The organism is Streptomyces lacrimifluminis (genome assembly GCF_014646095.1).
GTDB classification, from domain to species: Bacteria; Actinomycetota; Actinomycetes; order Streptomycetales; family Streptomycetaceae; genus Streptomyces; species Streptomyces lacrimifluminis.
In genome coordinates this window covers 143,771-163,396 of sequence record NZ_BMMU01000003.1, presented here as the reverse complement: position 1 = coordinate 163,396, position 19,626 = coordinate 143,771, and the positions used below count along the sequence as shown (strand labels likewise).

Sequence of the window (19,626 nt, the reverse complement as noted above, 5' to 3'; positions counted from 1 at the left end):
CACCGACAAATGGGCGGCGGACGGCACAAGCCGTCCGCCGATGTGGAGGAAAGCGTTCCGCAAGGGCCGCTTGTCGGGTCCCGGTCGCCAACTAAGCGGTGCCCCGGGCCTGTTCGCGGACCCTCTCGGCGATCTGCGGCGGCATCGGCTCGTGCCGCGCGTACCGGCGGTCGAAGCGGGCGGTGCCGTGCGACAGGGAGCGCAGATCGACGGCGTACCGGCCGATCTCGATCTCGGGCACCTCGGCCCGTACGAGGGTTCGCCCGCCACTCGCCTGCTCGGTGCCGACGACCCGGCCGCGCCGCCCGGACAGGTCGCTCATCACGGACCCCACGTAGTCGTCGCCGACCAGCACCGTCACCTCGGCCACGGGTTCGAGGAGATGGATCTGAGCGTCGGCGGCGGCCTCGCGCAGTGCGAGCGCGCCCGCGGTCTGGAACGCGGCGTCGGAGGAGTCCACCGAGTGCGCCTTGCCGTCGAGCAGGGTGATCCGCACGTCGATGAGCGGATAGCCGGCGGCCACTCCCCTGCCGGCCTGGGCCCGGACGCCCTTCTCCACGGACGGGATGAACTGCCTGGGCACGGCACCGCCGACGACCTTGTCCACGAACTCGATGCCCGAACCGCCGGGCAGCGGCTCCACCTCGATCGCGCAGATCGCGAACTGCCCGTGCCCGCCGGACTGCTTCACATGACGTCCGCGCCCCGCCGACCGGCCGCCGAACGTCTCCCGCAGGGAGACCTTGTGCGGTACGACGTCCACCTGGACGCCGTACCGGTTGCGCAGCCGTTCCAGGGCGACGTCCGCGTGTGCCTCGCCCAGGCACCACAGGACCACCTGGTGGGTGTCCGGATTCTGTTCCAGCCGCATGGTGGGGTCCTCGGCGGCGAGCCGGCCGAGGCCCTGGGAGAGCTTGTCCTCGTCCGCCTTGCTGTGCGCCTGGATGGCGAGCGGCAGCAGCGGGTCGGGCATCTCCCACGGTTCCATCAGCAGCGGGTCGTCCTTCGCGGAGAGGGTGTCGCCGGTCTCCGCCCGGTTCAGCTTCGCCACGCAGGCCAGGTCGCCCGCGATGCAGTGCGTGAGCGCGCGCTGCTGCTTGCCGAAAGGCGCGGACAGGGCTCCGACGCGCTCGTCGACATCGTGATCCTCGTGGCCGCGGTCGGCGAGCCCGTGCCCGGAGACATGGACCGTCTGGTCGGGCCGCAGGGTGCCGGAGAAGACGCGGACCAGCGACACCCGGCCGACGTAGGGGTCGCTGGCCGTCTTCACGACCTCCGCGACCAGCGGGCCGTCCGGATCGCAGGGCTTCAGCTCCCGCGGGCGGCCGTCCACCGTCGTGACCCCGGGCGCCTCGCGCTCCAGCGGGGTCGGGAAGCCGCCGGTGACCAGCTCCAGCAGCTCGACCGTGCCCAGGCCCTGCCGGGCACCCGCGGCGGCCGGGGCGGCGGCGAGCACGGGGAAGAAGGTCCCGCGCGCGACGGCGCGTTCCAGGTCCTCGACCAGCGTGTCGAAGTCGATCTCCTCGCCGCTCAGGTAGCGGTCCATGAGGGTCTCGTCCTCGCTCTCCGCGATGATCCCCTCGATGAGCCGGTTGCGGGCCTCCTCGATGCCCGGGAGCTGGTCGGGGCTGGGTTCGGCCTCCTTGCGCTCCCCGGAGGAGTAGTCGAACAGCTTCTGCGACAGCAGCCCGGTCAGCCCGGTCACGGGCGCGTGCCCGTCGGGCCCCGGCGCGCCGTGCAGCGGCAGGTAGAGCGGCAGTACCGCGTCGGGGTCGTCCGCGCTGAAGGCCTCCGCGCAGATGCGCGTCATGTCGTCGAAGTCCGCGCGCGCCGACTCCAGATGCGTGACGACGATGGCGCGCGGCATACCGACGGCCGCGCACTCCTCCCACACCATGCGCGTCGAGCCGTCCACCCCGTCCGAGGCCGAGACGACGAAAAGGGCCGCGTCCGCCGCGCGCAGACCGGCCCTGAGCTCCCCGACGAAGTCGGCGTATCCGGGAGTGTCCAGAATGTTGATCTTGTATCCGCCCCATTCGACGGGCACCAGGGAGAGTTGCACCGAGCGCTGCTGCCGGTGCTCGATCTCGTCGTAGTCGGAGACGGTGCCGCCGTCCTCCACACGGCCCGCCCGGTTGACGGCCCCCGCGGTCAGCGCGAGAGCCTCCACCAGAGTGGTCTTGCCCGATCCGGAGTGGCCGACCAGCACCACATTCCGTACGGACGCGGGGTGGTCGGCCGCCGTAGCCCTGCCGGCGGCTCCGGGGTGTGCGTTCGCCTTGTCGCCCATGGTCCTGCCTCCCGTGCACGGTGAGGTCACTGTGGGCGCGGACGTGCCACATCCGCGTGTGGTGGCGGCTCTGATGACGCCCGCGGTGCTTTCGAGCTTTGCACTCGCGTCACGGTGCGTCCATACGGCGGACGCGATCGCGCGGACGGGGGTGCGCGTGGGGTGATCCGGGCTGCCGACATCCCGCTGTGACCCGGATGCCGTCAGGCCGTGACACGGGGCGCGGGTGCCCGAACGTCGCACATGCGCGCGCGTGGCTACGATGGGCCAGCCGGTGGCCAGCAGGGGCCGCACGGCGACACCGACCCTCGGGAAGGCCATGCTGAACAAGTACGCGCGTGCATTCTTCACGCGTGTCCTCACACCGTTCGCAGCGTTTCTCATCCGCCGGGGCGTCAGCCCCGACACGGTCACGCTCCTCGGCACCGCCGGAGTGATCGCGGGCGCGCTGGTCTTCTACCCCAGGGGCGAGTTCTTCTGGGGCACGATCGTCATCACGCTGTTCGTGTTCTCGGACCTCGTCGACGGCAACATGGCCCGCCAGATGGGCCGCTCCAGTCGCTGGGGCGCCTTCCTGGACTCCACCCTCGACCGGGTGGCCGACGGCGCGATCTTCGGCGGCTTCGCCCTCTGGTACGCGGGCGGCGGGAACGACATCGTCCTGTGCGCGGTCTCCATCTTCTGTCTGACCAGCGGCCAGGTGGTCTCGTACACCAAGGCGCGCGGCGAGTCGATCGGCCTGCCGGTCGCCGTCAACGGCCTGGTGGAGCGCGCCGAGCGCCTGGTGATCTCGCTGGTCGCGGCCGGTCTCTCGGGTATGCACGAGTTCGGGGTGCCCGGCATCCAGTACCTGCTGCCGGTCGCCCTGTGGATCGTCGCCGTCGGCAGCCTGGTCACGCTGATCCAGCGCGTCGTCACGGTCCGCCGGGAGTCCGCGGAGGCGGACGCGGCAGCCGTCGGCGAGAGCACCACGCAGAACAGCGAGACGCCATCATGAGCGACCTGCGGGACCGGCTGACCGACGGGGCGTACGCGCTGGGCTGGAGCGCCGTCAAGAAGCTCCCGGAGCCCGTCGCCGTCCGGCTCGGGCGGACCATCGCCGACCTCGCCTGGAAACGGCGCGGAGAGCGCGTACTACGCCTCGAATCGAACTACGCGCGCGTGGTGCCCGACGCGACACCGGAGCGCCTCGCCGAACTGTCCCGCGCGGGCATGCGTTCGTACCTGCGCTACTGGATGGAGTCCTTCCGCCTCCCCGCGTGGAGCCAGGAGCGGGTCAAGACGGGCTTCGAGCCGACGGACCTGCACCACCTGACCGACGCTCTGGCCTCGGGCCGGGGCGTGATCGCGGCGCTTCCGCACCTGGCCAACTGGGATCTGGCCGGTGCCTGGGCCACCACCAAGCTGGAGACGCCGCTCACGACGGTCGCCGAGCGCCTCAAGCCGGAGACGCTGTACGACCGTTTCGTCGCCTACCGCGAGGGCCTGGGCATGGAGGTCCTGCCGCACACCGGCCGCACCGCGTTCGGCACCCTGGCGCGGCGGCTGCGCGACGGCGGCCTGGTCTGCCTGGTGGCCGACCGGGACCTGTCCGCCTCGGGCGTCGAGGTGAAGTTCTTCGGCGACGCGGCCCGGATGCCGGCCGGTCCGGCCATGCTCGCCCAGCAGACCGGCGCACTCCTGCTCCCGGTGACCCTGTGGTACGACGAGTCGCCGATCATGCGCGGCCGGATTCATCCCCCGATCGAGGTACCCGAGACAGGTACGAGGGCCGAGAAGACGTCAGTGATGACACAGGCGCTGGCCGATGCCTTCGCCACGGGGATCGCCGACCACCCGGAGGACTGGCACATGCTTCAGCGGCTGTGGCTCGCGGATCTCGACCCCGAGAAGGATCCGGAGACGAACCCGGGGAAGAACCCCGGCAGTGGGCAGGACGTCGTGCGGGACCCCGGAAAGGGGACCCCGTGAAGATCGGCATCGTCTGCCCGTACTCCTGGGACGTGCCGGGCGGCGTCCAGTTCCACATCCGCGACCTGGCCGAGTACTTCATCCGCCTGGGCCACGAGGTCTCCGTCCTCGCCCCCGCCGACGACGACACCCCGCTCCCGCCGTACGTCGTCTCGGCGGGTCGCGCCATCCCGGTGCCGTACAACGGCTCGGTGGCCCGCCTCAACTTCGGCTTCCTGTCGGCGGCCCGGGTGCGGCGGTGGCTGCACGACGGCGAGTTCGACGTCCTCCACATCCATGAGCCGGCCTCGCCCTCGCTGGGTCTGCTGGCCTGCTGGGCGGCCCAGGGGCCGATCGTGGCCACCTTCCACACCTCGAACCCGCGCTCCCGGGCCATGATCGCCGCGTACTCGATGCTGCAGGCCGCCCTGGAGAAGATCAGCGCCCGGATCGCGGTGAGCGAGTACGCCCGGCGCACGCTGGTGGAACACCTGGGCGGCGACGCGGTCGTCATCCCGAACGGTGTCGACGTCGACTTCTTCGCGGGGGCAAAGCCGAAGCCCGAGTGGCAGGGCGACACCATCGGCTTCATCGGCCGCATCGACGAACCCCGCAAGGGTCTGCCGGTCCTGATGAAGGCACTCCCGAAGATCCTCGCCGCCCGGCCCGCGACGCGGCTGCTGGTCGTCGGCCGCGGTGACGAGGAGGAGGCGGTGGAGAGCCTGCCGCCGGAGATGCGCTCGCGGGTCGAGTTCCTGGGCATGGTCAGCGACGAGGACAAGGCACGGCTGCTGCGCAGCGTGGACGTGTACATCGCCCCCAACACCGGCGGGGAGAGCTTCGGGATCATCCTGGTCGAGGCACTGTCGGCGGGCGCGCCGGTCCTTGCCTCGGACCTCGACGCCTTCGCCCAGGTCCTGGACCAGGGAGCGGCGGGCGAACTGTTCACGAACGAGGACGCGGACGCCCTGGCCGACGCGGCCGTACGGCTGCTGGGCGACCCCGGCCGCCGCGACGAGCTGCGGGAGCGGGGCAGCGCCCATGTGCGGCGGTTCGACTGGTCGACGGTGGGGGCGGACATCCTGTCCGTGTACGAGACGGTGACGGACGGCACGACCGCGGTCGCGGCGGACGAGCGCACGGCGACGGGGTTGCGGGCGCGGCTGGGGCTGGCGCGGGACTGAGCGAGGCATCCGCCAGGGGGGGCGAGGGACCGGTGCCGGTGAACGGTAACGTTGCCGCCCGTGACCGCAACCCTCATCTGGATCCTTGTCGGGCTCGTCGCGATCGGCCTCTACCTGAGCTGGACCGCGGGGCGGCTCGACCGTCTGCACGCGCGGATCGACGCCACGCGCGCCGGTCTGGACGCGCAGTTGCTGCGCCGGGCCTCCGTCGCCCAGGAACTGGCGACGTCGGGCGTCCTCGACCCGGCTGCCTCGATCGTGCTGTACGAGGCGGCGCACGCCGCGCGGCAGGCCGAGGAGGAGCAGCGTGAGGTCGCCGAGAGCGAGTTGAGCCAGGCACTGCGGGCCGTCTTCGGGGAGGCGGCGCAGGTCGAGGCGGTGCGGGAGGTGCCCGGCGGGGAGGCGGCGACGCGCGAGCTGACCGAGGCGGTGCGCAGGGTGCCGATGGCCCGGCGGTTCCACAACGACGCGGTGCGGGCGGCGCGGGCGTTGCGGCGGCACCGGAAGGTGCGGTGGTTCCGGCTGGCGGGGCATGCGCCGTTCCCTCTGGCGTTCGAGATGGACGACGAGGCGCCGGCGGCGCTGGGGGAGCGTGCGGCGGCGTAAGGGCGGTTTTCTCGCCCCCCGCCGCCCCTGCCCGTCCCATCCCCGGAGGCCTGCGGCCCCCAGACCCCCGCTTCGGCCCGGAACGGGCCTCGTCCTCAAACGCCGGACGGGCCGAAACCGGCTCCGGGGAGGAAAACGATCCACCGGCTACCCATTGGCCCTTGCTGTGGCCTGCTTCCCCAGCGTTTCCTCAGAGTCGCAGCAACCCTCTTTCACCGAGTGAGGTCAAACCGTGTCCAGCACGCTCTCCAACTCCGCCCAGACGCCCGAAACCGGCACCGCCCGTGTGAAGCGCGGTATGGCCGAGCAGCTCAAGGGCGGTGTGATCATGGACGTGGTCAACGCCGAGCAGGCCAAGATCGCCGAGGACGCCGGCGCTGTCGCCGTCATGGCCCTGGAGCGCGTCCCGGCGGACATCCGCAAGGACGGCGGCGTGGCCCGGATGTCCGACCCGGACATGATCGAGGGCATCATCGAGGCCGTGTCCATCCCGGTCATGGCGAAGTCGCGCATCGGCCACTTCGTCGAGGCCCAGGTCCTGCAGTCCCTCGGCGTCGACTACATCGACGAGTCCGAGGTGCTGACCCCTGCCGACGAGGTCAACCACTCCGACAAGTGGGCCTTCACCACCCCCTTCGTCTGTGGCGCCACCAACCTCGGCGAGGCACTGCGCCGTATCGCCGAGGGCGCCGCGATGATCCGCTCCAAGGGCGAGGCCGGCACCGGCAACGTCGTCGAGGCCGTCCGTCACCTGCGGCAGATCAAGAACGAGATCGCCCGCCTGCGCGGCTACGACAACAACGAGCTCTACGCCGCCGCCAAGGACCTGCGCGCCCCGTACGAGCTCGTCCAGGAGGTCGCCGAACTCGGCAAGCTGCCGGTCGTGCTGTTCTCCGCCGGCGGTGTGGCGACCCCCGCCGACGCCGCGCTCATGCGTCAGCTGGGAGCCGAGGGCGTCTTCGTAGGCTCCGGCATCTTCAAGTCGGGCGACCCCGCCAAGCGCGCCGCCGCCATCGTGAAGGCGACCACCTTCTACGACGACCCGAAGATCATCGCGGACGCGTCCCGCAACCTCGGCGAGGCCATGGTCGGCATCAACTGCGACACGCTGCCCGAGGCCGAGCGCTACGCGAACCGGGGCTGGTAGCACTCATGTCACCCATGTACGACACTCCCGTCGTAGGTGTCCTGGCCCTCCAGGGCGACGTACAGGAGCACCTCATCGCCCTGGCCGAGGCGGACGCCCTGGCCAGGCCGGTCCGGCGCCCCGAGGAACTCGCCGAGGTGGACGGCCTGATCATCCCCGGCGGTGAGTCCACCACCATCTCCAAGCTGGCTGTTCTCTTCGGCGTGATGGAGCCCCTCCGCGCGCGCGTGCGCGCCGGACTGCCCGTCTACGGCACCTGCGCCGGCATGATCATGCTCGCCGACAAGATCCTGGACCCGCGCTCGGGCCAGGAGACCGTCGGTGGCATCGACATGATCGTGCGCCGCAACGCCTTCGGACGCCAGAACGAGTCCTTCGAAGCGGCGATCGACGTGAAGGGTGTGGCGGGCGATCCTGTGGAGGGCGTCTTCATCCGTGCCCCCTGGGTCGAGTCCGTGGGCGCCGAGGCCGAGGTGCTCGCCGAGCACGCCGGTCACATCGTCGCCGTACGCCAGGGCAACGCGCTCGCCACGTCGTTCCACCCGGAACTGACCGGCGACCACCGCGTCCACTCCCTGTTCGTCGACATGGTGCGGGCCCACATGGCACGCGCCGTGGGCGCGGACCGTACAGCGGAGTCCTTGTAGGATCTCTGGGGTTCGTACAGAGACGGGTTACGCGAAGGAGACAGGCAGATGTCCGGCCACTCTAAATGGGCTACGACGAAGCACAAGAAGGCCGTGATCGACGCCAAGCGCGGCAAGCTCTTCGCGAAGATGATCAAAAACATCGAGGTTGCGGCACGTACGGGCGGCGCCGACCCTTCCGGCAACCCGACGCTGTTCGATGCCATTCAGAAGGCCAAGAAGAGCTCGGTTCCGAACAAGAACATCGACTCCGCGGTCAAGCGCGGCGCCGGCCTCGAAGCCGGTGGCGCCGACTACGAGACGATCATGTACGAGGGTTACGGCCCCAACGGGGTCGCGGTGCTCATCGAGTGCCTCACCGACAACCGTAACCGCGCCGCCTCGGACGTCCGCGTCGCCATGACCCGCAACGGCGGCAACATGGCCGACCCCGGTTCCGTCTCGTACCTCTTCCACCGCAAGGGCGTCATCGTCGTCCCCAAGGGTGAGCTGGCCGAGGACGACGTCCTGGGTGCCGTGCTGGAGGCCGGCGCCGAGGAGGTCAACGACCTCGGTGAGTCCTTCGAGGTCATCTCCGAGGCCACCGACCTGGTCGCGGTGCGCACCGCGCTCCAGGAGGCCGGCATCGACTACGACTCCGCCGACGCCAACTTCGTCCCGACCATGCAGGTCGAGCTGGACGAGGACGGTGCCAGGAAGATCTTCAAGCTGATCGACGCGCTGGAGGACAGCGACGACGTGCAGAACGTCTTCGCCAACTTCGATGTCAGCGACGAGGTCATGGAGAAGGTCGACGCGTAGCTCCGGCGCGAACCGAGCGGTTCCGGCGGGCCGGTGGGACACGTCCTACCGGCCCGCCGCTGTTGTCAGTGGCAGCGGATAGCCTGACGGCAGGCAAAGATCACCGTCGACGGACCGCGACCGGACAGAGGGGTGGGGCGGGTGCGCGTACTCGGAGTTGACCCGGGACTGACCCGATGCGGGGTCGGTGTCGTCGAGGGCGTCCCCGGGCGCCCGCTGACGATGGTCGGCGTCGGTGTCGTACGCACGCCCGCCGATGCCGAACTGGGCCTGCGTCTCGTCGCCATCGAGCAGGGCATCGAGCGGTGGCTCGACGAGCACCGGCCCGAATTCGTCGCCGTGGAGCGGGTGTTCAGCCAGCACAACGTCCGTACGGTGATGGGCACGGCCCAGGCCAGCGCCGTCGCGATGCTGTGTGCGGCCCGGCGCGGCATCCCCGTCGCCCTGCACACCCCCAGCGAGGTCAAGGCCGCCGTCACCGGCAGCGGACGCGCCGACAAGGCCCAGGTCGGCGCGATGGTCACCCGGCTGCTCCGGCTCGACGCGCCCCCCAAACCCGCCGACGCCGCCGACGCCCTCGCGCTCGCCATCTGCCACATCTGGCGCGCGCCCGCCCAGACACGCCTTCAGCAGGCCGTCGCGCAGAACCGGCTCCAGCAGGCCGTCGCTCTCCACAAAGCGCAGGCCGTCAAAGCAACTGCTTCGCCAACAGCACCCGCCTCGAAAGGCCGCCCCGCATGATCGCCTTCGTCAGCGGCCCGGTCGCCGCCCTCGCTCCCGACTCCGCTGTGGTCGAGGTGGGCGGTATCGGCATCGCCGTCCAGTGCGCTCCCAACACCCTGTCGGGCCTCAGGATGGGACAGCAGGCCAGACTCGCCACCTCCCTGGTGGTCCGCGAGGACTCCCTGACCCTGTACGGCTTCCAGGACGACGACGAGCGGCAGACCTTCGAACTGCTCCAGACCGCGAGCGGTGTCGGCCCCCGTCTGGCCCAGGCCATGCTGGCCGTTCACTCGCCGGACGCCCTGCGCCGCGCGGTGTCCACGGCGGACGAGAAGGCGCTGATCGCCGTGCCCGGAATCGGTAAGAGGGGCGCCCAGAAACTGCTTCTGGAACTGAAGGACCGCCTCGGCGCACCCCTCGGCACCGGCCCCGCAATCGGCTCCCCGGTCACCACCGGCTGGCGCGACCAGCTGCACGCGGCCCTGATCGGCCTCGGGTACGCGACCCGCGAGGCCGACGAGGCGGTGGCCGCCGTGGCACCCCAGGCCGAGGCCGCCGAAGGCACGCCCCAGGTGGGCCAGTTGCTGAAGGCGGCCCTGCAGAGCCTCAACAGAGCCCGCTGACCAACGGGGCCTGCCGGCGTGCAGGAGCCCGCTGACCTGGGGCGCCCCCCACCGCCGTACGGGGCCCTCCGCACGAACCACCCGACCGACCGCGACCGCGAGCACACGCATGCTGTGCTGTTCCGGGGGACAACCCCCGGACCCCCGGCCGACACGCGCAGCCGGCGCACCCAGCTAGGAGAACGCAGTGAACTGGGACGACACGACCGACGAGAGCACCGCCCCCGAGCGGCTCGTCGCCGCGTCCGCCGACGGTGAGGACCAGGCCGTCGAGGCCGCCCTGCGTCCCAAGGACCTGGGCGAGTTCATCGGCCAGGAGAAGGTCCGCGAGCAACTCGACCTCGTCCTGCGGGCCGCACGCGCGCGTGGCGCCACCGCCGACCACGTACTGCTCTCCGGTGCCCCCGGCCTCGGCAAGACCACCCTCTCGATGATCATCGCGGCCGAGATGGAGGCCCCGATCCGCATCACCAGCGGCCCCGCCATCCAGCACGCGGGCGACCTGGCCGCGATCCTGTCCTCCCTCCAGGAGGGAGAGGTCCTCTTCCTCGACGAGATCCACCGCATGTCCCGGCCCGCCGAGGAGATGCTCTACATGGCGATGGAGGACTTCCGCGTCGACGTGATCGTCGGCAAGGGCCCCGGCGCCACCGCCATCCCCCTCGAACTGCCCCCGTTCACACTGGTCGGCGCCACCACGCGCGCGGGACTGCTGCCGCCCCCGCTGCGCGACCGCTTCGGCTTCACCGCGCACATGGAGTTCTACGAACCGGCCGAGCTGCAGCGCGTCATCCACCGTTCCGCGAACCTTCTGGACGTGGAGATCGGTGCCGAGGGCGCAGCCGAGATCGCCGGCCGCTCGCGCGGTACCCCCCGCATCGCCAACCGTCTGCTGCGTCGCGTCCGGGACTACGCGCAGGTGAAGGCCGACGGCATCATCACGCGCGACATCGCGCAGGCGGCCCTGAAGGTCTACGAGGTCGACGCCCGCGGTCTCGACCGCCTCGACAGAGGGGTCCTCGAAGCGCTGCTCAAGCTGTTCGGCGGCGGCCCGGTCGGGCTGTCCACGCTGGCCGTCGCGGTGGGGGAGGAGCGGGAGACCGTCGAGGAGGTCGCCGAGCCCTTCCTCGTACGGGAGGGACTGCTGGCCCGTACCCCGCGCGGCCGGGTCGCGACACCCGCCGCATGGGCGCATCTCGGCCTCACGCCACCCCGTTCCACAACGGGGGGAAGCGGACAACAGGACCTGTTCGGGGCGTGAGGGCGCGGCTGCTCGCAGGCTCAGGAACCGTGGTGCCATGCTGAGCGTTGTTCCTGGAGTGCGGACTCGCTTAGACTCCGCCGATGCCGCCTTTGTAACTTCGTAGGTGGCGCCGACCACACCCCCATCCACCAGGCCGCTCACCGACGCGGTAGTGCGAAGGAAATTCCGTCCCGTGAATATCGTGACCCTCCTCCCGTTCATCGTGCTCATCGGGGCCATGTTCCTGATGACCCGCTCGGCCAAGCGCAAGCAGCAGGCCGCCGCGCAGATGCGTAACGACATGCAGCCCGGTACCGGTGTCCGCACGATCGGGGGCATGTACGCGACGGTCAAGGAGGTCAACGAGGAGACGGTCCTCCTTGACGCGGGCCCGGGTGTCGAGCTTCTCTTCGCGAAGAACTCCATCGGCGCCGTCCTCGGCGACGACGAGTACAACCGCATCGTTCACGGCATCGAGCACGACCTGAAGACCGACGAAGCCGTCGTTCCGGACGACGCCTCCTCCCTCACCGAGACCGACGAGCCCTCCGACGACGCTTCCGCCGCTTCCGACGACAAGCCCATCGACCTCGGCAAGAAGGACGCGGCCGACAAGCCGGCTGGCGAGACCGAGGCCGCTGAGGTGAAGGCGGAAGAAGAGCCGAAGAAGATTGACGGCGAGTCCGACGCGAAGTAGCCGCGTTCCGGGGGAGGAGCGCGGCGCGATCCGCTCGCGTCCCGTACCCCCGACACGTGCGGTTCTCGCAGGGAGTCCCGTCACCATGTCATGGCCGCCGGCCGCGCTGACCCGGCGCGAGGCGGCCCGAGAGGGAGTACGAGAAGGTGGCAGCACCTAAGAAGGGCCGGAGCGCGAGCTCCCAGAGCAAGCCAGGACGCTCGCTGGCCCTCATTCTGATCGCCATCGTGGCGCTCACCGGAGGCATGTTCCTCTCGGGACACACGACTCCGCGTCTCGGCATCGACCTGGCCGGTGGTACGAGCATCACGCTCACGGCGAAGAACGAGCCGGGCCAGCCGAACGCGATCAACAAGACCAACATGGACACCGCGGTCGACATCATGAACCGCCGTGTCAACGGTCTTGGCGTTTCCGAGGCCGAGGTTCAGACCCAGGGATCCGACAACATCATCGTCAACATCCCCAAGGGCACGAACTCCAAGCAGGCCCGGGAACAGGTCGGCACCACCGCCAAGCTCTACTTCCGTCCCGTTCTGGCCCTGGAGGTGCAGGGCGTCGCCGCGACGGCCAGCCCCACGCCGAGCGCGAGCACGTCCGGCAGCCCTTCGCCGTCGGCCTCTGAGACGGGTGACAAGGCGACCTCGACGTCGTCCGGCTCACCCAGCCCGTCGGCCAGCGCCACCTCGCAGGGCCGTCCGGTCACCGACGCCCTGAAGGCCGACGCGACGCCGACGCCGAGCGGCTCGTCGTCCGCGACCACCAGCGCGTCGCCGTCGGCGACCCCCACTGCCGACGCGGCCACCGCGGCGCTCCAGGCGAAGTACACGGCGCTCGACTGCACCAAGAAGGCCGTCCGCGCCGTCACCGGTGACGGCGTCAAGCCCAGTGAGCCCACGGTGGCCTGCGGCAAGAACTCGCAGGGCCAGTGGCAGAAGTTCATCCTCGGCCCGTCCGAGGTGGACGGCACCGAGGTCGAGAAGGCCCAGGCCGTCTTCGACACCCAGGGTGCCGCGGGTTGGCAGGTCACCATGGACTTCACGTCCAAGGGAAGCAAGCAGTTCGGTGAGGTCACCGGCCGCCTCGCCCAGAACCAGGCCCCGCAGAACGAGTTCGGCATCGTTCTGGACGGTGAGGTCGTCTCCAACCCGTACGTGAGCACGGCGATCACGGGCGGCTCCGCGCAGATCTCCGGCAGCTTCACCCAGACCGACGCCCAGGATCTGGCCAACATGCTGTCGTACGGCGCGCTCCCGCTCACCTTCGCCGAGTCGAGCGTCAGCACGGTGAGCCCCGCGCTCGGCGACGAGCAGTTGGAGGCGGGTCTGATCGCGGGTGCGATCGGCCTGGCCCTGGTCGTCGTCTACCTGGTGGTCTACTACCGGGGTCTGTCGGCCGTCGCCATCGCCTCTCTCCTGGTCTCCGCCGTCCTCACGTACGTGATCATGTCGCTGCTCGGTCCGGGCATCGGCTTCGCGCTGAACCTGCCGGCCGTCTGTGGTGCGATCGTCGCGATCGGTATCACCGCGGACTCGTTCATCGTGTTCTTCGAACGCATCCGGGACGAGATCCGGGAGGGCCGTTCGCTGCGGCCCGCCGTCGAGCGCGGCTGGCCGCGTGCCCGGCGCACCATCCTGGTCTCCGACTTCGTGTCCTTCCTGGCCGCCGCGGTGCTCTTCATCGTCACCGTCGGCAAGGTCCAGGGCTTCGCGTTCACGCTCGGTCTGACCACTCTGCTCGACGTGGTCGTCGTCTTCTTCTTCACCAAGCCGCTGATGACGATCCTCGCCCGCAAGAAGTTCTTCGCGGAGGGCCACAGCTGGTCCGGCCTCGACCCGCAGCGCCTGGGCGCCAAACCGCCGCTCCGTCGCACCCGTCGCGCGTCCGCGCCCGTCGACATGAAGGAGGCGTGAGATGTCGAAACTCGGCACCCTCGGCGCCCGGCTCCACCGAGGCGAGATCGGCTACGACTTCGTCGGCAAGCGCTTCATCTGGTACGGCCTCTCGATCCTGATCACCATCACGGCCATCCTCGGCCTGTCGGTGCGCGGCCTGAACATGGGCATCGAGTTCGAGGGCGGTGCCGTCTTCACCATCGAGAAGACCAGCGTGTCGGTGAGCCAGGCCGAGAAGTACGCGGAGGAGGCCTCCGGCCACGACGCGATCGTCCAGACGCTCGGCAAGGACGGCCTGCGCATCCAGGTCGCCACCATCGACACCGCGGCGGCGGACAAGGTCTCCGCGAAGCTCGCCACCGACCTCGGCATTCCGGAGAAGGACATCACCGGTGAGCTGGTCGGCCCCAGTTGGGGCGATCAGGTCGCGAACAAGGCCTGGCAGGGCCTGGTGATCTTCATGTTCCTCGTCGTGATCTATCTGGCGATCGCCTTCGAATGGCGCATGGCCGTGGCCGCGCTGGTGGCGCTCATCCACGACATCACCATCACGGTCGGCATCTACGCCCTCGTCGGCTTCGAGGTGACGCCAGGCACGGTGATCGGTCTGCTGACGATTCTCGGTTACTCGCTGTACGACACGGTCGTCGTCTTCGACAGTCTCAAGGAGCAGACCAAGGACATCACCAAGCAGACCCGCTGGACCTACAGCGAGATCGCCGACCGGTCGATCAACGGCACCCTGGTCCGCTCCATCAACACCACGGTGGTCGCGCTCCTCCCGGTCGCCGGCCTGCTGTTCATCGGTGGCGGTGTGCTCGGCGCCGGCATGCTCAACGACATCTCGCTGTCGCTGTTCGTCGGCCTCGCGGCCGGTGCGTACTCCTCGATCTTCATCGCCACGCCGCTCGTCGCCGACCTCAAGGAGCGCGAGCCGCAGATGAAGGCCCTCAAGAAGCGCGTCCTGGCCAAGCGGGCGCAGGCCGGGCAGGACGACGCCCCGACGGCCACGGTCAGTGACGAGCAGCCGTACGACGACGAGGACGAGGACGCCGCTCCGGCGGTCGTCGGTCCGCGCAACCAGCCGGCCTCCCGCAACCGGGGTCGCGGCCGGCCCTCGGGCAAGCGCCGATGACCGCGGTCAGGGAACTGCTGCTCAGCCGTATCCGCGATGTGGCGGACTACCCGGAGCCGGGGGTGATGTTCAAGGACATCACCCCGCTCCTGGCGGACCCCGAGGCGTTCACCGCGCTCACCGACGCCCTGGCGGACATCGCCGTCCGCAGCGGGGCCACGAAGATCGTCGGCCTGGAGGCCCGCGGCTTCATCCTGGGTGCCCCGGTCGCGGTCCGGGCAGGCCTGGGCTTCATCCCCGTACGCAAGGCGGGCAAGCTCCCCGGAGCCACGCTCAGCCAGGCGTACGACCTGGAGTACGGCTCCGCCGAGATCGAGGTGCACGCCGAGGACCTGAACGCGGGCGACCGCGTCCTGGTGATCGACGACGTACTGGCCACGGGCGGTACAGCCGAGGCCTCGGTCCAGCTGATCCGGCGGGCCGGCGCGGAGGTCGCGGGTGTGGCGATCCTCATGGAGCTCGGTTTCCTCGGCGGCAGGCAGCGGCTCGAGTCCGCGCTGTCGGGAGCGCTGCTGGAGGCACTGATCACCATCTGAGGCATCCCACAGGGCTGCGGGCAGACACATGGAGCGACGGAGGCGGGCACCGGAGGAATCCGGTGCCCGCCTCACGCGTTTCTCCGGTAGAAGGCCGTCTCAGCGGCCTGGACGCGATGCCGGAGCCCGGGATCGCTACCATGGGGTCTCCGGAGCCTGACCGGGGGACCCGGATCGCGCACGAGGAGTCCTCTTGGCAGACGAGGCCCAGCCCCTGACCGCCGCCAAGCCCGAGCCCGGCTCGGAGCCCGCGGCCACGCCCGCAGAGACGGCGAACGTCGACGCGCACGGGCCGGTCGAGCACGCCCAGTCCGCCCCCGTCGACCGGGCGGCCGAGCCCTCGCGTCCGAAGCCGGTCACGCCCGAGCCGGCCACGCCCGAACCCGCACCCACCCCGGCTCCCGCACCCGCCGCCCGCCCGGTCTCCGGCCAGCCGCCCGCCCGCTCCGGCTCCCCGAACCGCGTACGCGCCCGGCTGGCACGACTCGGCGGACAGCGTTCCAACCCGTACAACCCGGTCCTTGAGCCCTTGCTGCGGGCGGTGCGCAGCAACGACCCGAAGATCGAGACGGCGACGCTCCGCCAGATCGAGAACGCCTACCAGGTCGCCGAGCGCTGGCACCGCGGCCAGAAGCGCAAGAGCGGCGACCCGTACATCACCCACCCGCTGGCCGTCACCACGATCCTCGCCGAGCTGGGCATGGACCCGGCGACACTGATGGCCGGTCTGCTGCACGACACGGTCGAGGACACCGAGTACGGCCTCGACCAGCTCCGCCGAGACTTCGGCGACTCCGTCGCGCTCCTCGTGGACGGCGTCACCAAGCTGGACAAGGTCAAGTTCGGCGAGGCCGCGCAGGCCGAGACCGTGCGCAAGATGGTCGTCGCCATGGCCAAGGACCCGCGCGTCCTCGTCATCAAGCTCGCCGACCGGCTGCACAACATGCGCACCATGCGCTACCTCAAGCGCGAGAAGCAGGAGAAGAAGGCGCGCGAGACGCTGGAGATCTACGCGCCGCTCGCCCATCGCCTGGGTATGAACACCATCAAGTGGGAGCTGGAGGACCTCGCGTTCGCGATCCTCTACCCCAAGATGTACGACGAGATCGTCCGGCTGGTGGCCGAGAGGGCACCGAAGCGTGACGAGTACCTGGCCATAGTGACCGACGAGGTGCAGAGCGATCTGCGCGCGGCCCGCATCAAGGCCACCGTCACCGGGCGCCCGAAGCACTACTACAGCGTCTACCAGAAGATGATCGTCCGAGGCCGTGACTTCGCGGAGATCTACGACCTCGTGGGTATTCGTGTACTTGTCGACACGGTCCGCGACTGTTACGCCGCCCTCGGCACCGTGCACGCGCGCTGGAACCCGGTCCCCGGCCGGTTCAAGGACTACATCGCGATGCCCAAGTTCAATATGTACCAGTCGCTGCACACGACGGTCATCGGGCCCAACGGCAAGCCCGTCGAACTCCAGATCCGGACGTTCGACATGCACCGCCGTGCCGAGTACGGCATCGCCGCGCACTGGAAGTACAAGCAGGAGGCCGTCGCCGGCGCCTCCAAGGTGCGGTCGGACCAGCCGAGAACCACCGGCAAGGACGACCACCTCAACGACATGGCCTGGCTGCGGCAGTTGCTGGACTGGCAGAAGGAGACCGAGGACCCCAGCGAGTTCCTGGAGTCCCTGCGCTTCGACCTGTCCCGCAACGAGGTCTTCGTCTTCACGCCCAAGGGCGACGTGATAGCGCTTCCGGCGGGTGCGACCCCGGTCGACTTCTCGTACGCGGTGCACACCGAGGTCGGCCACCGGACCATAGGGGCACGGGTCAACGGCCGTCTCGTACCGCTCGAATCCACCCTCGACAACGGCGACCTGGTGGAGGTCTTCACCTCCAAGGCGGCCGGCGCGGGGCCCTCCCGCGACTGGCTCGGCTTCGTCAAGTCGCCGCGCGCCCGCAACAAGATCCGCGCCTGGTTCTCCAAGGAGCGGCGCGACGAGGCGATCGAACAGGGCAAGGACGCCATCGCGCGCGCGATGCGCAAGCAGAACCTGCCGATCCAGCGCATTCTCACCGGCGACTCCCTCGTCACCCTCGCCCACGAGATGCGCTACCCCGACATCTCGTCCCTGTACGCGGCGATCGGCGAGGGCCATGTGGCCGCGCAGAACGTCGTACAGAAGCTCGTGCAGGCGCTCGGCGGCGAGGAGGCGGCCACCGAGGAGATGGACGAGGCCGTTCCGCCCGCCCGCAGCCGCAAGCGCCGCAGCAACAACGACCCGGGTGTGGTCGTCAAGGGCGTCGACGACGTCTGGGTGAAGCTCGCCCGCTGCTGTACGCCCGTACCCGGCGACCCCATCATCGGATTCGTCACGCGCGGTAGCGGCGTGTCGGTTCACCGCAACGACTGCGTGAACATCGAGTCACTGAACCGGGAGCCCGAGCGCATCCTCGAAGTCGAGTGGGCGCCCACCCAGTCCTCGGTCTTCCTGGTCGCCATCCAGGTCGAGGCACTGGACCGCTCCCGCCTTCTGTCGGACGTCACCCGCGTCCTGTCCGACCAGCACGTCAACATCCTGTCGGCGGCCGTCCAGACGTCGAGGGACCGGGTGGCCACCTCCCGCTTCACCTTCGAGATGGGCGACCCCAAGCACCTGGGGCACGTCCTGAAGGCCGTCAGGGGCGTCGAGGGCGTCTACGACGTGTACCGGGTGACCTCGGCCCGCAGGCCGTAACCACGAGCGGTACGCAGAGGGGCTCCCGTACGAGACGTACGGGAGCCCCTCTTGCAATGCGACGCAACGGGAAACCTGCCGAACCGGAACCGGAACCGCCGGACCGACCTAGCCGCCGAACTCCTGCAGACCCTTGAGTGCCTGGTCCAGCAGCGCCTGACGGCCGTCCAGCTCCTTCTGGAGCTTGTCGGCCCTGGCGTTGTTGCCCTGTGCTCTGGCGGTCTCGATCTGGGCGCCGAGCTTGTCCACGGCCGCCTGGAGCTGGCCGGTCAGACCCTCGGCACGCGCGCGTGCCTCCGGGTTCGTCCGGCGCCACTCGGTCTCCTCGGACTCCTGAAGGGCCCGCTCGACCGTGTGCATCCGGCCCTCGACCTTCGGCCGCGAGTCCCGCGGCACATGGCCGATGGCCTCCCAGCGCTCGTTGAGCGAACGGAAAGCGGCGCGCGCCGCCTTCAGGTCCGTGATCGGCAGGAGCTTCTCGGCCTCCTCGGCCAGCTCCTCCTTGAGCTTGAGGTTCTCGGTCTGTTCCGCGTCCCGCTCGGCGAAGACCGAGCTGCGCGCGGCGAAGAACACGTCCTGGGCGCCGCGGAAGCGGTTCCACAGGTCGTCCTCGTGCTCGCGCTGGGCACGGCCCGCGGCCTTCCAGTCCGTCATCAGCTCGCGGTAGCGCGCCGCCGTCGGACCCCAGTCGGTCGACGTCGACAGTGCCTCGGCCTCCGCGACCAGCTTCTCCTTGGCCTTGCGGGCGTCCTCGCGCTGCGCGTCCAGGGACGCGAAGTGTGCCTTGCGGCGCTTGGAGAACGCCGAGCGGGCGTGCGAGAAGCGGTGCCACAGCTCGTCGTCCGACTTCCGGTCGAGCCGAGGCAGCCCCTTCCAGGTGTCCACCAGCGCGCGCAGCCGCTCGCCGGCGGACCGCCACTGGTCGGACTGCGCCAGCTCCTCCGCCTCGACGACCAGCGCCTCCTTGGCGCCCCGCGCCTCGTCGGACTGCTTGGCCCGCTGCTGCTTGCGCTCCTCGCGGCGGGCCTCGACGGTCTCGACGAGCTTGTCCAGCCGGACCCTCAGCGAGGCCAGATCGCCGACCGCGTGGTGGGCGTCCACCTGCTCGCGGATGTGGTCGATCGCCACCTGGGCGTCCTTCGCGGACAGATCGGTGGTCTTGACTCGCTTTTCGAGGAGGCCGATCTCGACAACCAGGCCCTCGTACTTGCGCTCGAAGTAGGCCAACGCCTCCTCGGGGGAGCCGGCCTGCCAGGAACCGACGACCTGCTCACCGTCGGCTGTACGCACGTACACGGTCCCCGTCTCGTCGACGCGGCCCCACGGGTCGCTGCTCACAGCGCCTCCTCCACATGATGCCTGCGGAGGGCTCTGCACCCCCGGGCATCGTCCACAGTTTCGTCTCGGCCAAC

At 70.1% G+C, this 19,626-nt stretch carries 17 protein-coding genes; 15 read left to right on the top strand and 2 right to left on the bottom strand.

All coding sequences use genetic code 11. The features are described from left to right. Nucleotides 1–91 precede the first annotated feature (91 nt). Nucleotides 92–2,290 carry an elongation factor G-like protein EF-G2 gene (locus IEY89_RS06130; protein ID WP_189146232.1) on the bottom strand — a complete coding sequence of 733 codons (2,199 nt, stop codon included), beginning with the start codon at nucleotides 2,288–2,290 and terminating at the stop codon, nucleotides 92–94. A 262-nt stretch (nucleotides 2,291–2,552) separates the two neighbouring features. On the opposite strand from IEY89_RS06130, the gene pgsA reads away from it, so the two are divergent. The 15 genes from pgsA to IEY89_RS06055 all read left to right on the top strand — a co-directional run bounded on the left by pgsA (nucleotide 2,553) and on the right by IEY89_RS06055 (nucleotide 18,214). Continuing rightward, entirely contained in the window at nucleotides 2,553–3,287 is a 735-nt protein-coding gene (pgsA, locus tag IEY89_RS06125) for a phosphatidylinositol phosphate synthase (protein WP_189146489.1), read from the top strand. Then, nucleotides 3,284–4,261 (top strand): phosphatidylinositol mannoside acyltransferase, encoded by a 978-nt coding sequence (locus IEY89_RS06120; protein WP_189146231.1) that lies wholly within the window; start codon nucleotides 3,284–3,286, stop codon nucleotides 4,259–4,261. Before pgsA ends, IEY89_RS06120 begins: the two co-directional genes overlap by 4 nt. Next, nucleotides 4,258–5,424 carry a glycosyltransferase family 4 protein gene (locus IEY89_RS06115; protein WP_189146230.1) on the top strand — a complete coding sequence of 389 codons (1,167 nt, stop codon included), beginning with the start codon at nucleotides 4,258–4,260 and terminating at the stop codon, nucleotides 5,422–5,424. The genes IEY89_RS06120 and IEY89_RS06115 overlap by 4 nt, the downstream gene beginning before the upstream one ends. Nucleotides 5,425–5,484: 60 nt before the next feature. Next, nucleotides 5,485–6,030, top strand: coding sequence for a LemA family protein (locus tag IEY89_RS06110; RefSeq protein ID WP_189146229.1), 546 nt, complete (start codon nucleotides 5,485–5,487; stop codon nucleotides 6,028–6,030). 232 nt (nucleotides 6,031–6,262) lie between these two features. Continuing rightward, nucleotides 6,263–7,177 carry a pyridoxal 5'-phosphate synthase lyase subunit PdxS gene (gene pdxS / locus IEY89_RS06105; protein WP_053744690.1) on the top strand — a complete coding sequence of 305 codons (915 nt, stop codon included), beginning with the start codon at nucleotides 6,263–6,265 and terminating at the stop codon, nucleotides 7,175–7,177. Nucleotides 7,178–7,191: 14 nt separating this feature from the next. Beyond that, on the top strand, nucleotides 7,192–7,824 hold the full coding sequence (pdxT, locus tag IEY89_RS06100) for a pyridoxal 5'-phosphate synthase glutaminase subunit PdxT (RefSeq protein ID WP_189146228.1): 633 nt from the start codon (nucleotides 7,192–7,194) through the stop codon (nucleotides 7,822–7,824). Between the two features lie 48 nt (nucleotides 7,825–7,872). Further along, a complete protein-coding gene (locus tag IEY89_RS06095; protein ID WP_189146227.1) occupies nucleotides 7,873–8,625 on the top strand; it encodes a YebC/PmpR family DNA-binding transcriptional regulator in 753 nt (250 codons plus the stop codon). A 141-nt stretch (nucleotides 8,626–8,766) separates the two neighbouring features. Continuing rightward, a complete protein-coding gene (gene ruvC, locus IEY89_RS06090) occupies nucleotides 8,767–9,366 on the top strand; it encodes a crossover junction endodeoxyribonuclease RuvC (RefSeq protein WP_189146226.1) in 600 nt (199 codons plus the stop codon). Beyond that, nucleotides 9,363–9,971, top strand: a complete 609-nt coding sequence (ruvA, locus tag IEY89_RS06085) for a Holliday junction branch migration protein RuvA (protein ID WP_189146225.1) — start codon at nucleotides 9,363–9,365, stop codon at nucleotides 9,969–9,971. Before ruvC ends, ruvA begins: the two co-directional genes overlap by 4 nt. A gap of 187 nt (nucleotides 9,972–10,158) precedes the next feature. Beyond that, on the top strand, nucleotides 10,159–11,232 hold the full coding sequence (gene ruvB / locus IEY89_RS06080) for a Holliday junction branch migration DNA helicase RuvB (RefSeq protein ID WP_189146224.1): 1,074 nt from the start codon (nucleotides 10,159–10,161) through the stop codon (nucleotides 11,230–11,232). Between the two features lie 175 nt (nucleotides 11,233–11,407). Then, entirely contained in the window at nucleotides 11,408–11,911 is a 504-nt protein-coding gene (gene yajC / locus IEY89_RS06075) for a preprotein translocase subunit YajC (RefSeq protein WP_189146223.1), read from the top strand. 146 nt (nucleotides 11,912–12,057) lie between these two features. Next, entirely contained in the window at nucleotides 12,058–13,824 is a 1,767-nt protein-coding gene (gene secD, locus IEY89_RS06070) for a protein translocase subunit SecD (protein WP_189146222.1), read from the top strand. Nucleotide 13,825: 1 nt separating this feature from the next. Beyond that, nucleotides 13,826–14,941 (top strand): protein translocase subunit SecF, encoded by a 1,116-nt coding sequence (secF, locus tag IEY89_RS06065; protein ID WP_189146221.1) that lies wholly within the window; start codon nucleotides 13,826–13,828, stop codon nucleotides 14,939–14,941. Beyond that, nucleotides 14,938–15,477 (top strand): adenine phosphoribosyltransferase, encoded by a 540-nt coding sequence (locus IEY89_RS06060; protein WP_189146220.1) that lies wholly within the window; start codon nucleotides 14,938–14,940, stop codon nucleotides 15,475–15,477. The genes secF and IEY89_RS06060 overlap by 4 nt, the downstream gene beginning before the upstream one ends. Before the next feature lie 193 nt (nucleotides 15,478–15,670). Continuing rightward, nucleotides 15,671–18,214, top strand: coding sequence for a RelA/SpoT family protein (locus IEY89_RS06055; protein WP_189146219.1), 2,544 nt, complete (start codon nucleotides 15,671–15,673; stop codon nucleotides 18,212–18,214). A gap of 108 nt (nucleotides 18,215–18,322) precedes the next feature. On the opposite strand, the gene IEY89_RS06050 is transcribed toward IEY89_RS06055, so the two are convergent. Beyond that, nucleotides 18,323–19,552 carry a DUF349 domain-containing protein gene (locus tag IEY89_RS06050; RefSeq protein WP_189146218.1) on the bottom strand — a complete coding sequence of 410 codons (1,230 nt, stop codon included), beginning with the start codon at nucleotides 19,550–19,552 and terminating at the stop codon, nucleotides 18,323–18,325. Nucleotides 19,553–19,626: the final 74 nt, after the last annotated feature.

Excerpts from the sequence above, each read along its gene's own strand:
- pdxT (WP_189146228.1), top strand. The coding sequence starts at position 7,192 with ATGTACGACACTCCCGTCGTAGGTGTCCTGGCCCTCCAGGGCGACGTA.
- IEY89_RS06095 (WP_189146227.1), top strand. The coding sequence starts at position 7,873 with ATGTCCGGCCACTCTAAATGGGCTACGACGAAGCACAAGAAGGCCGTG.
- pgsA (WP_189146489.1), top strand. The coding sequence starts at position 2,553 with ATGGGCCAGCCGGTGGCCAGCAGGGGCCGCACGGCGACACCGACCCTC.
- IEY89_RS06120 (WP_189146231.1), top strand. The coding sequence starts at position 3,284 with ATGAGCGACCTGCGGGACCGGCTGACCGACGGGGCGTACGCGCTGGGC.
- ruvA (WP_189146225.1), top strand. The coding sequence starts at position 9,363 with ATGATCGCCTTCGTCAGCGGCCCGGTCGCCGCCCTCGCTCCCGACTCC.
- IEY89_RS06130 (WP_189146232.1), bottom strand. The coding sequence starts at position 2,290 with ATGGGCGACAAGGCGAACGCACACCCCGGAGCCGCCGGCAGGGCTACG.
- secF (WP_189146221.1), top strand. The coding sequence starts at position 13,826 with ATGTCGAAACTCGGCACCCTCGGCGCCCGGCTCCACCGAGGCGAGATC.
- IEY89_RS06060 (WP_189146220.1), top strand. The coding sequence starts at position 14,938 with ATGACCGCGGTCAGGGAACTGCTGCTCAGCCGTATCCGCGATGTGGCG.